Genomic DNA, 13956 nt, shown 5'->3' on the forward strand with positions numbered 1-13956 from the left:
ACCTGAGGCCGCTTGCAAAGGTGGCGACATGCTAATCCGTCACGCCGAGCTCAAAGGCGGCGGCATCGTCGATGTTCGCATCGAGCGGGGCGTCATTACTGCGATCGGCCAGCTCGACGCCGGCGACGACGACGACGAGCCCACGCTGGATGCGAACAACGGTTTACTGTTGCCCGGCCTGCACGATCATCACATCCACGTCGCCGCTTTGGCCGCATCGCTGAGCTCGGTCCGCTGCGGGCCGCCCGATGTGACGGACCGCGATACGTTCGCCGCTCGCCTGCAAACTCCTGGCACAGATTGGCTGCGAGCCACCGGCTATCACGAAAGCGTCGCCGGAATGCTCGACACCGCGACACTCGACCGCATCGCTCCCAATCGCCCGGTCCGCGTACAGCATCGATCCGGCCGCATGTGGTTCTTCAACTCCGTCGCCCTAGATCGCCTGCTAAACAAATCGCCGCCACCTAAAGGGCTCGAGCACGATGGCACTCGATACACCGGCCGCCTGTTCGACGAAGACGCCTGGCTGCAACGAACGCTGGGCAGCGAACCGCCATCATTCGCTCAGGTCGGCGCGATGCTCGCGAGCCGCGGCATCACGGGTCTCACGGAAATGTCGCCGGCCAATGATTCATTTATGGCCCGTCACTTCATCAAGGAAACAGGCAATCGCGACCTGCCACAACGCGCTGTACTCGCCGGCCGCTTGAGCCTCGGACCTAACGACACAAACGATCGAGTGCTACTGGGCCCAGCGAAGCTTCACCTCCACGAAGCCGCCCTGCCGACACTCGACGACGCCGCCGATTTCATCCGACGCGCACACGAGCAAGGTCGCGGTGTCGCAGTTCACTGTGCGACCGAAGTGGAAATCGTCTTCACGCTGGCAGCCTTCAACGACGCCGGCACCCTCGCCGGCGATCGCATCGAGCACGCATCCATCGCACCCAACTCGGCCATCGAAGACATTGCACGCGCCGGCATCGCCGTCGTCAGTCAGCCGCACTTCATCAGAGAGCGAGGCGACCGCTATCTAACCGATGTCGACGCCGACGCTCGCCAACTTCTATATAGACTCCGCTCTTTCCTCGACGCGGATGTGACACTAGCAGGCGGCAGCGACGCGCCATTCGGCGGATGCGATCCCTGGGCCTCCATGGCCGCCGCCGTCTCGCGCCATACCGAAAGCGGGGCTGCCATCGGCGCGTCCGAAGCACTCACGCCGGAACAAGCACTCGATCTCTTTCTGCGTGACCCGACAGCACTGAACCGCTACCGCCACGTGACCATCGGTGCGCCGGCCGATCTTTGCTTACTCGATCGCTCGTGGGCAGCCGCCCGCAGCACGCTTTCATCAGCGCACGTCCGCGCGACGTTCATCGACGGACGGATGATCTTCAATCGCGACACCGAGGGGATGACATGAGCGGTTTTGACGAGGTCGTCGACTTTGTCGTGGTGGGCAGCGGCGGCGGCTCGATGTGCGCCGGGCTGTTGATGCGCACGCTGGGCAAGCAGGTCCTGATCCTCGAGAAGACCGCGCTCGTCGGCGGCACGACCGCGCGCTCTGGCGGCGTGATGTGGATTCCGAACAATCGTTTCATGAAGCGGGACGGCATCGAGGACAGCACCGAGAAAGCCAACACTTATCTCGATGCATTGACGAGCAAACAAACCGACGCCCCCGGCTCGACGCTCGAGCGTCGTCGCACTTACGTAACCGAAGCGCCGCGTATGGTGGATTTCCTGGTGAGCCAGGGCGTGAAGCTGAACCGTGTCACCTATTGGCCGGACTACTACGACGATCTGCCGGGCGGCTCGCAAGATGGTCGAACCGTCGTTGCCGAGCTGTTCAACGTCAACGAGCTGGGCGAATGGAAACAAAAGCTGCAGCCGACCTTCATTCGCGCGCCCGTGGATCTGCTGCAACCCTCGCTCGAAGAAATGATGGAATTGCCCGCGCTGACCCGATCGTGGCGCGTGAAAGCACTGGTCGCGAAGCTGGTCCTTCGCGGCGTGCTCGGGAAAATCACTGGCAAGTATTGGATCGCGGGCGGCGGCGCGCTGCAGGGACGAATGTTGCAAGCGGCAGTGAAAGCGGGCATCGAGATCCGTACAGAATCGCCGGTGAGTCAACTCATCGTCGAGAATGGCGCCGTTAAAGGCGTCGCGACCGTCAAGGACGGCCGCCCCTGGCGAGTCGAAGCTCGCATGGGCGTGCTGGTCAACGCCGGCGGCTTCGCTCGCAACCAGCGCATGCGGGATCAATACGCGCCGGGAACATCGGTGAAATGGACCATGGCCACGCCCGGCGACACCGGCGAAATGATCGAGGAGATGATGCGCATCGGTGCGGCCATCGCCCAGATGGAAGAGCGTGTTGGCAATCAACAAACGCATCCGCCCGGCGCCGCCGACGGTGAAGCCAAGCCGACCGCGCAAGCGCTGACCGCATCGCCTCATGCGATTCTCGTCGACCAGAGCGGCGTGCGTTATATGAATGAAGGCGGCTCCTACATGGCCTACTGCAAGGCCATGCTCGAAAGAAACAAGACCGTGCCCGCGGTGCCGAGCTGGGCCATCTTCGATAGTCAGTTCATGGCGAAGTACTGGCTCGCCGGCACCATGCCCGGCAAAGCGAAGCCGCAGCACTGGTATGACCAGGGATACTTGAAGAAGGCCGACACCATCGAAGCGCTGGCACAACAGCTGAAGATGGATCCGGCCGCGCTCAAAACCACGGTCGAACGCTTCAATGGATTCGTCGCGAAGAACAAGGACGAAGACTTTCATCGCGGCGAGCGCGCCTACGATCGCTGGTTGGGCGACTCCCTCAACAAACCTTCAGAAACACTCGGCGCGATAAACAAAGGGCCGTTCTATGCCGTACCCATCGTGCCCGGCGATGTCGGCACTTATGGCGGCGTCGTGACGGACGAGCACGCGCGAGTGCTACGCGGCGATGGCTCGATCATTCCCGGGCTCTATGCGACGGGCGTATCGACCGCATCAGTGATGGGCCGCTTCTATCCGGGCGCGGGCAGCAGCGTGGGACCGTCGTTTGTTTGGGGGTATGTCGCCGCGAAACACGCCGCCGGCGTCAAATAGTTGTAACGGGCGGCTGATCTTCGATGGCGTCGATCAGCCCCCAACGCAGCGCTGTCTGTGCATCGATCCGCTGACCGGAAAGAATCATCAGCGCTGCGCGCTGTCGGCCGATTCTGCGAGGCACGGAGACGCAACCGCCTGCGCCGGGAATCAAACCCATCGCGAGCTCGGGAAGTTGAAACCACGCGGTCGACGCGGCCGTCACACGGCCCGCGAATGCAGAGATCTCAACACCTGCGCCGATACACGCGCCCTGTATGTGAACGTCGAGAATTTCCGGTCGCCGTGCTACGGCCAACGCAGGCAGCGTGTGCATGCGAATCAGATGCGCGGTTGCCGGATCTCTCGTGGTTCCGAACTCTTCCAGATCGCCGCCGGCGCTGAATGCCTCGCCGACCGAGCGCAGCTTCACCGAGCGAATCTCTGGATCGGCTGCAGCGACGGTGAATGCTTCATAGAGCTGGTCGCGGACGACGCGATTGATGGCGTTCCGAGCTCGGGGCCGATCGAGCGTAACGTGAAGGACCGCGTCACGACGCTCGACAACGACTCTCCCGTCGGGGTTGGGTTCCGCGGGCCGGCGAGCACTGAGCCACGCCGCGTATTCCTCACTTCCCTGCAAAAGCCCGTAAGCGAGCGATTCGAGCACCAGCGCACGATCCAGCGGGAGCGCTTCCGCCGTCCGTAGCAATTGCACCGTAACCGCGGCCGCTCTCGGTGCGCGTTCGACCTGCTTGATCAATGCCTCAGCATCCACTGGCGATTCAAGCACGGCGTCGAGCGTCACGCTCAGCGGATGATCCGGATCGCCGATGCCAATGACTGGGAACGGCGGCAACGACCCCGCCAAAGCCGAGCGATCACATACATCCAGGTCGATGAACACGAGCGGCGGCAATCCCATCCGAGCCGTACTGCCACACCCATCGAGATCGACGGACGCGAGTGGCGGCGACCCCATCCCAGCCGCGTTGTCACACGCGTCGAGATCGACGAACGCGAGCGCCTGCCACGCCCCCTCCTGCGATGGATCGATCAGATATTTTTCGACAGCAGCGCGTAGCGCCGGGGTCATGAGAGATCACCTGCGAGGTTGCAGGTCCACATGGTAGGTCGGCCGCGTTACCCGCGCCATCCCCGCAAGCGGTTGCCTGCGTCGCAGCTGATGATTTCAGCGGTAATGAAGCGTGCCTCGTCAGACGCCAGAAACACGCCGAGCGCCGCGATGTCGTCCGCCGTGCCGTGCACCTTCAACATCTGCTGACTTTGGATGCGCTGATACGTCTCAGTTGGCAGGTTGCCGCGCGCCGCGGGCGTCTCCATGAGGCCCGGCGCGATGGCATTGACGCGAATGCCATCATTGCCGAACACGCTGGCCATGCCATACGTCATCGCATTCAACGCGGCCTTGGTCACGCCATAAGCCGTGGCCGGCACGTTGGCTGCCATGGAAGAGACATTCAGCACCACACCCTTTGCTCGAGCCAACGGGGCACGCAGTGCCTGAGCCAGAAGCAGCGGAGCAACCGTGTTGACCGACAGAAAGCGCAACCACTGTGCCTGCGACAGAGATTCGAAAGAAAACGCGACCTCACCATAAGCGAGGCCGGCGTTGTTGACGAGCACATCCACTCGCTCGTGCTGTCCGGCGATCTCAGCCGCGAACTTGTGAAGCTCGCTTTCAACGGCGAGATCGACCAGGTGTGTCGAGCAGCGTGCTCCTTCCTTCGTCAGCACCGCCGCGGCTTCAGCGAGCCCCGCTTTGTCCACGTCAGTGAGAATCAGCGCTGCTCCTTCTGTCGCGAAGTGACGCGCAAACGCCAACCCCATGCCGCCGGCTGCGCCTGTGATCGCGATGAGCTTGTTTGCAAAGCGTTTCATGAGTCCTCAGCGACCGCCGAGCTGCGTCCAGCGCTCGGGTGACATGTAGCAATACTCCAGGTAGTGGCCCACCGTGTCGCGTGCATCGATGTAGAGCCACTGCGACTGCCCCGGCGAGCCACCTTCCATGATGACCGGAAGCTGCTGGCGCTCGACCTCAGCTCTAAAGCCAGGCCAATCGTCCTTCACGCGCATCGCCACGTGATGAAACCGCAGCACCGATCGCTCCGGCAAATCGCTCGTGTACACATCGACGACACCGGACACTGGCTGGATCAGCTCGTACTGCAGGTTTCCAATCCAGCCGAGCGCCAGCTTGATGCTCGCCGTTCCCAAGCCCGCACGCGTCCTCAGCTCGTAGCTGATTTCGTAGCGTTGAAAGCCGTCGAATCCATGCCGCGTGCGGAACAGCTCGATGGCAGCATCGAGATCCCGCGTGATGTACGCGTTCTGGTAATGACTCTCCAGCCTCGCCAGCGCTCCGATCATCGCTCACCCTTCCCGTTCCACGTCGTACTCGGACAGATAGCGCTCGAACATGCCGCGCACTTGATCCGGCGTGAGCCCGAACTGTCCGAGCTTGTATTCATGCTTGCCGAACTTGTCCTGCGGGTTGTCGGCCAGCCACGTGCGCATGCCGTTCTCGGCTTCCGGCGTGAAGTCGTCACCGAGCGCTCGATACAGCTTGCGCATCGATCCGACGGGATCGCGCATGAGATCGGCGTAGTGCACGTCGATGATTCGATCGCGCCCCAGACGTGCGCGCGAATCCATGATGCGGTTGGCGTGCTCCACCGCCTGCCAGGAATAGTTCTTCGCGATGTAGTCCAGATCGGGGGTGAGCCCGAACGCGCTGCTGCCCATTTTCATGAGACTGCAGAACGAGCCCGTCGCCGTGAGCGGATCTCGATGCGTCCAGACCAACCGTGCGTCTGGATATTCCTTCAGCAGAGTCTCGAGCCACAACGCGTGCGAAGGCTGCTTGAGATTCCACACGCCCGGCACCTCGGCCTGCAGAACCTGCAGGAAGCGCTTGTGATACCGGTAAGTCGACGTGAGATCGGCGTCTTTGAACAACCAGTCGCGATAGTTCGGCAGCTTGCCCCGCCCTTCCCACATCAGTGCCTTGAAATCGGCGTTGATGAAGAACATGCACTCGTTCGGATACACCGCGGAATTGCGGTAGTACTTGCCGGCATCGGGACGCGCCGCCAGCATCTTGCGTTCCATTTCGAGTCGAGCGATCGCGCGAGGATCGGTGTAGAGCGTGTCCTTCGTCGGCGGCGGCACCGGATCGTCGATCTCCCACGTCAGCGGCGAACGACGCGCCGGGTCCGCTGCGAGCAGATTGCTCAGCAAAGTCGTGCCGGTGCGAGGAACGCCGAACACGAACACAGGCCGCTCGATGGGGCGTTTCAGCAACTCCGGACGTTGCTCGAGATAGGCGTTGGCCTTCAAACGATTCGACAGCGCACCGATGACGGAGCCGCGGAATCGCTGGATGCCCATGTCCGGATAATCCACCTTGCTCGCGTCGGCCAGCAGGATGTCGAGCCCTTCGCGGAAGCTCTCGCTATCGAAACGTTGCAGCCCGGTTGCCGTTCGCGCCGCCTCGATCAACTCATCGGCGACTAATTTTTGCGGCATCTCGATTCCCCCTGCGTGACTCACGCCATTTTCGAATCATCTTGAAGCGCCGCGCCGCCAGGCGACAACGTCAATAGATTTCGACGGTGGGCCACAATGCCTCGATCCGGCCGCCCTTCAACTGACGCGGAGCATGCGTTGCCTGAACTCGCTGGGTGTTTCGCCGGTCGCGCGACGAAACGAAAACGAAAAGCTGGACGGCGACGCGAAGCCCAGCGAATAGGCGATGGCCTTGACGCTCTCTTCGGTGCCCAACAGACGTTTCGCGTTATCCAGCCGACACTGCTCGACGTAATCGCCGATCGATCGGCCCCGGCTGGTCCGAAAGCCACGCGTCAGCTGCCGCACCGACAGATTGCAGAGCTTGGCGAGCTCGGACAGCGTCGGCGGTTCGCGGACTTCCTTCAGTCGCGCCTCGATGATTCGCAATCGCCACGGCGATAGGCCGCCCGTCGCCGGCGCGTCTTGCACCGTCGCGCAGTAACGTGCCAGCTCGAGCGCGACCTGTGCGACGATCAACTCGACCATGACCTCGCTCGCGAATCCCGGATGGCGCAACTCCTCCGCCAGACGCAGCAGCAACCCGCGAATGTTTGCATCTGGAATATCGAGACTCGCCGCCAGCCTTCGGTCAGTCCACTCGAAGTCCTCGCCAAACCATTCGCGCAGCTGTTCCGGCGAGAAGTGACACAGGATCGACGCCTGCGGCGGCCCGCCATCGCTCCGCGCATGCATGCGTTGCCCGGGCGGCGCTAGAAACATATTGCCGATGCGCTCGTAGCGATGCGGCGCCCAGCGATCCACATAGCAAGCCCGCGCGTTACGCGGTCGGGGGCTCAAGCAAAGGTCCAGCCAATACCTGCCCTTGTCGTGCAGGATGTTGTCGGCCGGGCCGCTCACGTCGAAGCGCACCAGCTGCGCCGTCGCGAGCGGATTGCGGACCTCGGCGTGAATCGTCATCGATGGTGGCTCAGCGGCGCTCACTGTGATTCCCCCGCGACCTGTCGCTTCAGATGCTGTTTTCTGTCGCTTCCTGTCATGACTTCAGCCGCACGTAATGTTTATTCGCGAGTTCCGTCTCGCCATCATCATTGCGGCCTGCTGACAATACTACGCAAGGTTGTTCACAAGTGGGAGGCTCGTCGAGACTGAATCGTATGAAGATGAATCAAGCACGAGTCGCCGTCGTTACAGGCGCCAGTTCAGGCATCGGTAAGGCCGCTGCCCAGGCCCTCGCAACTCAGGGTTGGCGAGTCATCGGCCTTGGACGCGACCCACATCGCACGGCTGCCGCCGAGGCAACGATTCGTGCGGCCGCACCTGGTGCGAATGTGACGATGATTCGCGCGGATCTATCGCTTATGTCCGAAGCGAGACGAGCGGCAGAAGAAATCATCTCGTGTACCGATCGTGTCGATGTGCTGCTCAACAATGCGGGTGGCGTTCGCAATCGGTTGGAGATGACGACCGAGGGCCTCGAGTCTACGTTCGCCAGCAATCATCTCGGTCACTTCGTGCTCACGACGCGGCTGCTGCCCCTTCTAAGAGCCGCAGCGGCTCAATCCCAACCCGGCGCGACTCGGATCGTCAGCGTTTCTTCGAGCGGGCATGAGCGCTGCCCCGGTTTGAATTGGGACGATCTGCAGGTCCTGCGCAACTTCACCACCGGCGGCGCGTACACGAATGCGAAGCTCGCCAACATTCTGTTCACTCGTGCATTGGCCAAACGTCTCACGCCCGAGGGCATCGTCGCGCATGCCATGCATCCCGGCGTCGTCGACAGCAACTTTGTCAATCACGCCGACGACGCCATGCAGAAGTACATGGCGACGCTGAAAGACATTTCGCTCACGCCAGAAGTGGCGGCCGACACGCTGGTCTGGCTCGCCACCGCCGAGGGGCCCGGACGAACGAGCGGTGGCTATTACCACCAGCGCGCCGCGGTCGCGTCCAGTCTCGCTGCGCAGGATGAAGCAGCGGCCGAACGTCTCTGGAAAGAAAGCGAAGCCCTGGTCGCACGCGTTCTCGGCGGGACTCAGTAACGCTGTCGTGCGCGTCCTGCTCGCGTCATTGCGTCCCGGATTCGACACTGTTCTTCATTGTGATTCCGCCGACGGGTGAACACACTTTTTGCAGGACACTGAGGGGGACGCGATGGCCAAAGGGTTGTTCGATCTGACCGGCAAAGTCGCCGTGGTCACAGGCGGTAACAGCGGCATCGGCTTGGGTTTCGCGCGAGGCATCGCCAAGCAAGGCGGCAGCGTCGTGATCTGGGGCCGTAACGCGGAGAAGAACGCCGCCGCGAAAGCCGAGTTGGAAGCACTCGGTGCTCGCGTAGCCACCGCGCAAGTGGATGTTTCGTCCGAGCAGCAAATCATTGCTGGTTACGACGCGGTCATCAAAGAACTTGGCCGCGTCGATTGCGTCGTCGCCAATGCCGGCCTGCCCCCGCCCCGTGGCGGCACCTTGGATCAAACCACCAAGGACTATCTCACGTTCATGGACATCAGCCTGCACGGCGCGTACTACACGCTTCGTGAAGGCGCGCGTCACATGGTGAAGCGTGCGGAAGCCGGCGAACCGGGCGGCTCGCTGATTTTCTGCGGCAGTCTGTCGATGTTCAAAGGCTTGCCGGGCAAGGTTCCCTACGCGGCGTCGAAAGCGGCGATGGGCGCCATCGTGCGCACGATGGCCGTCGAGTTCGGCAAGTTCGGCATTCGTGCCAACACGGTCGCACCGGGCTACATCAAGACCGGCATGACCGGCGAAGCCACCGGGCTGAGTCAGATCGACAAGTACTTCGCCTCGAAGACGCCGATCCCTCGCCCGGGCTATCCAGCGGACTTCGAAGGCATCGCCGCGTATCTCGCCAGCGACGCATCGTCATTTCACACCGGCGACACCCTCGTCATCGATGGCGCCTCGCTGATCAATCTTTGAAGGAAGCCGCGACATGCGCGTTCTCAACATCCATGGCGTCGACGATGTGAGATTGGATCCCATCGACCCGCCGCGCCCGGGCAACAGCGACGTTGTGGTCAAAGTGAAAGCCTGCGGTGTCTGCGGCAGCGACCTTTCTTACGTCAAGGTCGGCGGCATCCATCGCAAGCCCGGCGGCGTGACGCCCATCGGCCATGAAGCTGCCGGCGAAGTTGTGGTCGTTGGCTCGGCCGTCAAAGGCGTGAGCGTCGGTCAACGCGTCGTCATCAATCCCATGATGACGCCCAGCTATATCGGCAGCGGCGGCCCCGAAGGCGCCTTCACCGAAGAACTCCTCGTGCGCGACGCGCGGGTTGGCGATAGTCTGCTGCCGATTCCAGATGATCTTCCTTACGATGTGGCCGCCCTCACCGAGCCGCTTGCCGTTGCTCTCCATGGCGTGAATCGTTCCCAGGCCAAGGCCGGTGACAAAGTTGTCGTCTTCGGCTGCGGGCCGATCGGGCTCGGCATGGTCGTGTGGCTCGTCGATCGCGGCGTCACCGACGTGGTCGCGCTCGATCTCTCCGATGAACGCCTGGAACGAGCGAAGGCGCTCGGCGCACGAGCCGTGATCAATCCGACTCGCGATAACGTTCGCGCTCGCTTACTCGAACTGCACGGCACCGCCCGGGTGTTCAGCCGCGAGGCCGTCGGCACTGACGCCTACATCGACGCCGCCGGCGCGCCGAGCATCCTTTCCGACGTGATCAACATGGCGAAGTATCAATCGCGCCTCGTCGTCACCGCCGCGTACATGAAACCGGTTGAGATCAATCTCGGCACCATGCTGACGACGGAGATGACCATCACGACTGCGGTTGGCTATCCCGATGAAATGCCCGATGTCATCGCAGCGCTGCCTCGCCTGCGCGACAAGGTCGCCACCTTGATCAGCCATCGCTATCCTTTCGATCGCGTCATCGACGCCTTCGCCACCGCCGGCACGCCGGGGTCCGCAAAAGTGATGGTCGAGTTCGACGCATGAGCGAGAACAAGCCACCGCTGGCGAGCATGGTCCTGGCCGGCGACCAGCAGACCGAGGCCGAGCGCATCGCCGACTTCATCTTCATGGCGAAGGACATCTCCAACGCCTACCTGGTGACGACCGCCGACGGCGACGTGCAGATCAACACCGGCTTCATGGACAACGCCGAGCGCACCAGGGCTCTGCTCGCTCCTCATCGCACCGGGCCGTTACGCAAGATCATTCTCACGCAGGCGCATCCCGATCACTATGGCGGCGTGCCTTCCATGAAGGAGACTGGAACTGAGGTCGTCGCCGAGCGCCGCTTCGTCGATACCTGGCGTTACTTCCGAGATCTCGGGCCTTACCTTGCACGTCGCTCGGCCAAGTTGTGGGGCGGCACTATTAAACGCAAAGCCAATCCCTTACCGCCGCCGGAGGTTGTGCCGGACATCGTCATTGATCGGCGCTATGAGTTCGAACAGGGCGGCCGGCGTTTCGAAGTGATTTCCACGCCGGGTGGCGAGGCGCTGGACTCCGTTGTCGTTTGGATGCCTCGGGAGCGCGTCGTCTTTACGGGCAATTTATTTGGACCGGTGTTTCTGGCGATGCCGAACTTGGTCACCATGCGGGGTGATAAGCCTCGACTGGTTCAGCGGTATCTGCCCTCGCTCGATTTGGTCCGCAAGCTTGGCGCCGAGTTATTGGTTACTGGGCATGGGGAGCCGATTCGGGGCGCTGAGAACATTCGTTCGTCGCTCGACAAGATGCACGCAGCGGTCTCGTATGTGAATGAGGCGACGATTGCAGGGATGAATGCGGGCAAGGATGTTTACACGCTGATGCGTGAGATCAGTTTGCCTGCAGAGCTGAAGATCGGTGAGTTCCACGGGAAAGTGTCGTGGGCGGTGAGATCGATCTGGGAGGAGTACTCCGGTTGGTTCCATTACGACTCCACCACGTCGCTCTACGGCGTACCACGATCCAGTGTCAACGCTGACCTTACCGAGCTCGCCGGCGGCGCTGCCGCGCTCGCCTTGCGCGCCAATGCCAAGCTGGAGTCAGGCGCCGCTCTTGAAGCAATGCACTTGCTCGATGTCGCGCTCGGCGCGGAGCCGGCTAATACCGCCGCGCTGAAAGTTAAAGCTGCCGTGTTGAAGCGGCTTCAAGCTGAGAGCGGAGGTAGCAATCTCAGCGAGGCGATGTGGCTCAAGGCTGAACTCGCTGCTGTTGAGGCGGCGCTAGGGCAGTAACGAGCCGAGAACCACGCGCAAGCGTGGTCCCGGCCCAAACGCGAGGCGAAAGAACCGTCAGGCGGCCTTGGAGCCAGCCTTCGAGTGATGAGCGAACATCTTCGCCAGGTCGCCAGAGGTGACGACGCGAGGTGACTCGCCATCCGCCAGGGGCTTCGCGCCACCGTACGAACGCGGAGTGATATCCACCTTGTCGGCAATCGCCTTGGCGCGCAGCGCCCCAACCGTCAGGTCTTCGCGCTTGTGATGCTTGAACGGGTCGAAGTTGAAGAAACGCATGGCGTTGGCATGCGTGATCTTGTTGATCCGGGTCTCGCTCAGGTTCTTCACAGTCTCCCACAACCGCTCCGGCACATACGGCCACAACGAATCGGAGTGCGGGTAATCGCATTCGTACGAGACCAGGTCCTCATTCAACGAATCCAGGTTCTTCAGGCCGAACTCATCGTCGATGAAGCAAGTCAGGAAGTGCCGCTTGAATACCTCACTCGGCTTCGTGCCCTTGAACCGTGAATGCGTCCACGCCTTATGACGCTCATGACTGAAATCCGCGCGCTCGATGAAGTACGGAATCCAACCGATGCCGCCCTCCGACAGCGCGATCTTCATCGTCGGATAGCGCTCCAGTGCCTCGAGATTCAACCAATCCGCCGCACCAACCACAATCGAGATCGGCATGGTGCTGATCCAGGCCTCGATCGGCGTCTCCATCGACGCATGCGGGGCCGGGTTGCCCGCGCCGATGTGCAGACAGATCGCGATGTCGTGATCGACGAGCGTCTTGTACATCGGCTCCCAATACGGATTGTGAATGCTCGGCAATCCCTGAATCGTGGGATTCTCGTTGAGCGACACCGCCGTGCAGCCCTTCTTCGCGATCCGCTTGATCTCCTCGACCGTCGCCTTCATATCCCAGGTCGGCAGCAGCGCGCAGGGAATGAAGCGGCCCGGCTGCGAGCCGCACCACTCGTCGATGTGCCAATCGTTGTAGGCGCGCATGTGAACGAGCGACTTCGCCTTGTCCGCCGCCTTGTGAAAGCGACCGCCGTCGAAGCCCACGCAACTGCCGAAGTTCAGCGACGCCGCGATGCCGTTGACGTTCATGTCATCGACGCGCGCCTTCGGCTCGTAACATCCCTTACGCAGCTGATCCAGCGCCGTCGGCTCAGCGCCGTATTCTTCCGGCACTCGGCCCACGACCGCATTGAGACCGACGGACGGCATCTGCATGCCCTGATATTCCCAATAGTTCGTGCCCTCCGCCGTCGTGCAGAACTTCGGCGCGGACGCCAGATCGTCACCGGACAGGTGCTTCTTGAACATGTCCGGGGGCTCGCTGATGTGATCGTCCACGCTGATGATCACCATATCGTTCATATTCATGGGCGCTCTCCTATTGACTGAGGGTCGAGGGCTGCAGCGGCTGCGCGGCGCCCTGGCTGAAATCACGGATCGCAACGATGCGTCGCGCGTGAACTTTTCTTTCCGCTTGAAAGGTGTAGCAGTTGCCCGTGGGCATGCGGTTCGCGTCGGACTGGCGCTCCAGCGGTATCTGACGACCGTTGGCGATCATCGTCCCCCAACGCAGCAGACGCGCCGCCTCCTGCTGTTGCGGTTCGAGCGATGCGATCCAACGGCTCAGCTGATCGAGCGTCACGCCGACGAGCTCGGGCGGATCGACGATGCGTCCTTCCGCCAGCGACCAGCGCAACACCGTGCGACCATTCAGACGAATCTCGGCAGTGCGCAGTCCCGCGACCGGATCCGAAACAAGAATGTCGTAAACCACCTGCTCGCTATCGAAAGCATGAGCCGCGGCCAAGGTCGCTAGATCGTGCAGATGAGTGCAGTTCTCTCGCTTCTCGCCTCGCTCCGCATACATCGCCAGCGGCACACCGCTGAACGTTTGTTTCAATCGATCAGGCGCCCCCGGACAAGTCGTCCAGGGCGCACGTGACAAAACCGGTTCCACAGACGTCGTGACACCGTCGCGATGACGCACCGTCACGCTCATGCAATGGAAGTCGTCTTCGACTTCACTGCTCACCACACCCGGCGCCGGCGTGATTCGGAAGCGCCGTCGGAAGCCGGGCAAGTTGTCGATCGAAGTCAGTTCCATGA

The 13956-nt window shown here is 62.0% G+C and carries 13 protein-coding genes; 6 read left to right on the forward strand and 7 right to left on the reverse strand.

Going from position 1 to position 13956, the window contains the following annotated elements:
• Nucleotides 1–28 precede the first annotated feature (28 nt).
• Nucleotides 29–1429, forward strand: coding sequence for an amidohydrolase family protein (locus tag ACFPN2_RS36275; RefSeq protein ID WP_380605873.1), 1401 nt, complete (start codon nucleotides 29–31; stop codon nucleotides 1427–1429).
• Nucleotides 1426–3111, forward strand: a complete 1686-nt coding sequence (locus tag ACFPN2_RS36280) for an FAD-dependent oxidoreductase (protein WP_380605875.1) — start codon at nucleotides 1426–1428, stop codon at nucleotides 3109–3111. Before ACFPN2_RS36275 ends, ACFPN2_RS36280 begins: the two co-directional genes overlap by 4 nt.
• On the opposite strand, the gene ACFPN2_RS36285 is transcribed toward ACFPN2_RS36280, so the two are convergent.
• The 5 genes from ACFPN2_RS36285 to ACFPN2_RS36305 all read right to left on the reverse strand — a co-directional run bounded on the left by ACFPN2_RS36285 (nucleotide 3104) and on the right by ACFPN2_RS36305 (nucleotide 7623).
• Nucleotides 3104–4186 (reverse strand): enoyl-CoA hydratase/isomerase family protein, encoded by a 1083-nt coding sequence (locus ACFPN2_RS36285; RefSeq protein ID WP_380605877.1) that lies wholly within the window; start codon nucleotides 4184–4186, stop codon nucleotides 3104–3106. The two genes, ACFPN2_RS36280 and ACFPN2_RS36285, sit on opposite strands and share 8 nt — an antisense overlap.
• Nucleotides 4187–4233: 47 nt before the next feature.
• Nucleotides 4234–4992 (reverse strand): SDR family NAD(P)-dependent oxidoreductase, encoded by a 759-nt coding sequence (locus ACFPN2_RS36290; protein ID WP_380605879.1) that lies wholly within the window; start codon nucleotides 4990–4992, stop codon nucleotides 4234–4236.
• Nucleotides 4993–4998: 6 nt separating this feature from the next.
• Nucleotides 4999–5481, reverse strand: coding sequence for a VOC family protein (locus ACFPN2_RS36295; RefSeq protein ID WP_380605881.1), 483 nt, complete (start codon nucleotides 5479–5481; stop codon nucleotides 4999–5001).
• Between the two features lie 3 nt (nucleotides 5482–5484).
• Nucleotides 5485–6639 (reverse strand): sulfotransferase family protein, encoded by a 1155-nt coding sequence (locus ACFPN2_RS36300; protein ID WP_380605883.1) that lies wholly within the window; start codon nucleotides 6637–6639, stop codon nucleotides 5485–5487.
• 117 nt (nucleotides 6640–6756) lie between these two features.
• Nucleotides 6757–7623: a helix-turn-helix transcriptional regulator gene (locus ACFPN2_RS36305; protein ID WP_380605885.1), complete on the reverse strand. Its 867-nt coding sequence runs from the start codon at nucleotides 7621–7623 to the stop codon at nucleotides 6757–6759.
• 179 nt (nucleotides 7624–7802) lie between these two features.
• Here ACFPN2_RS36305 and ACFPN2_RS36310 point away from each other — a divergent pair, with 179 nt between their 5' ends.
• The 4 genes from ACFPN2_RS36310 to ACFPN2_RS36325 all read left to right on the forward strand — a co-directional run bounded on the left by ACFPN2_RS36310 (nucleotide 7803) and on the right by ACFPN2_RS36325 (nucleotide 11835).
• The gene (locus tag ACFPN2_RS36310; RefSeq protein WP_380605887.1) at nucleotides 7803–8681 is read left to right on the forward strand and encodes an SDR family NAD(P)-dependent oxidoreductase; all 879 of its coding nucleotides are present in this window, start codon (nucleotides 7803–7805) and stop codon (nucleotides 8679–8681) included.
• Between the two features lie 112 nt (nucleotides 8682–8793).
• Nucleotides 8794–9579 carry an SDR family NAD(P)-dependent oxidoreductase gene (locus ACFPN2_RS36315; protein WP_380605889.1) on the forward strand — a complete coding sequence of 262 codons (786 nt, stop codon included), beginning with the start codon at nucleotides 8794–8796 and terminating at the stop codon, nucleotides 9577–9579.
• Between the two features lie 13 nt (nucleotides 9580–9592).
• Nucleotides 9593–10603, forward strand: a complete 1011-nt coding sequence (locus tag ACFPN2_RS36320) for a zinc-dependent alcohol dehydrogenase (RefSeq protein WP_380605890.1) — start codon at nucleotides 9593–9595, stop codon at nucleotides 10601–10603.
• Entirely contained in the window at nucleotides 10600–11835 is a 1236-nt protein-coding gene (locus ACFPN2_RS36325; RefSeq protein ID WP_380605892.1) for an alkyl sulfatase dimerization domain-containing protein, read from the forward strand. Before ACFPN2_RS36320 ends, ACFPN2_RS36325 begins: the two co-directional genes overlap by 4 nt.
• Before the next feature lie 57 nt (nucleotides 11836–11892).
• On the opposite strand, the gene ACFPN2_RS36330 is transcribed toward ACFPN2_RS36325, so the two are convergent.
• Together ACFPN2_RS36330 and ACFPN2_RS36335 are read right to left on the reverse strand one after the other, a co-directional pair.
• Complete coding sequence (locus ACFPN2_RS36330) at nucleotides 11893–13218, reverse strand: amidohydrolase family protein (protein ID WP_380605894.1); 1326 nt, start codon at nucleotides 13216–13218, stop codon at nucleotides 11893–11895.
• Between the two features lie 10 nt (nucleotides 13219–13228).
• Nucleotides 13229–13954: a hypothetical protein gene (locus tag ACFPN2_RS36335; RefSeq protein WP_380605896.1), complete on the reverse strand. Its 726-nt coding sequence runs from the start codon at nucleotides 13952–13954 to the stop codon at nucleotides 13229–13231.
• Nucleotides 13955–13956 lie beyond the last annotated feature (2 nt).

Source organism: Steroidobacter flavus (assembly GCF_042651805.1).
GTDB lineage: Bacteria > Pseudomonadota > Gammaproteobacteria > Steroidobacterales > Steroidobacteraceae > Steroidobacter > Steroidobacter flavus.

Excerpts from the sequence above, each read along its gene's own strand:
- ACFPN2_RS36315 (WP_380605889.1), top strand. The coding sequence starts at position 8,794 with ATGGCCAAAGGGTTGTTCGATCTGACCGGCAAAGTCGCCGTGGTCACA.
- ACFPN2_RS36285 (WP_380605877.1), bottom strand. The coding sequence starts at position 4,186 with ATGACCCCGGCGCTACGCGCTGCTGTCGAAAAATATCTGATCGATCCA.
- ACFPN2_RS36335 (WP_380605896.1), bottom strand. The coding sequence starts at position 13,954 with ATGGAACTGACTTCGATCGACAACTTGCCCGGCTTCCGACGGCGCTTC.
- ACFPN2_RS36310 (WP_380605887.1), top strand. The coding sequence starts at position 7,803 with ATGAATCAAGCACGAGTCGCCGTCGTTACAGGCGCCAGTTCAGGCATC.
- ACFPN2_RS36330 (WP_380605894.1), bottom strand. The coding sequence starts at position 13,218 with ATGAATATGAACGATATGGTGATCATCAGCGTGGACGATCACATCAGC.
- ACFPN2_RS36325 (WP_380605892.1), top strand. The coding sequence starts at position 10,600 with ATGAGCGAGAACAAGCCACCGCTGGCGAGCATGGTCCTGGCCGGCGAC.
- ACFPN2_RS36290 (WP_380605879.1), bottom strand. The coding sequence starts at position 4,992 with ATGAAACGCTTTGCAAACAAGCTCATCGCGATCACAGGCGCAGCCGGC.
- ACFPN2_RS36295 (WP_380605881.1), bottom strand. The coding sequence starts at position 5,481 with ATGATCGGAGCGCTGGCGAGGCTGGAGAGTCATTACCAGAACGCGTAC.
- ACFPN2_RS36320 (WP_380605890.1), top strand. The coding sequence starts at position 9,593 with ATGCGCGTTCTCAACATCCATGGCGTCGACGATGTGAGATTGGATCCC.
- ACFPN2_RS36280 (WP_380605875.1), top strand. The coding sequence starts at position 1,426 with ATGAGCGGTTTTGACGAGGTCGTCGACTTTGTCGTGGTGGGCAGCGGC.
- ACFPN2_RS36300 (WP_380605883.1), bottom strand. The coding sequence starts at position 6,639 with ATGCCGCAAAAATTAGTCGCCGATGAGTTGATCGAGGCGGCGCGAACG.
- ACFPN2_RS36275 (WP_380605873.1), top strand. The coding sequence starts at position 29 with ATGCTAATCCGTCACGCCGAGCTCAAAGGCGGCGGCATCGTCGATGTT.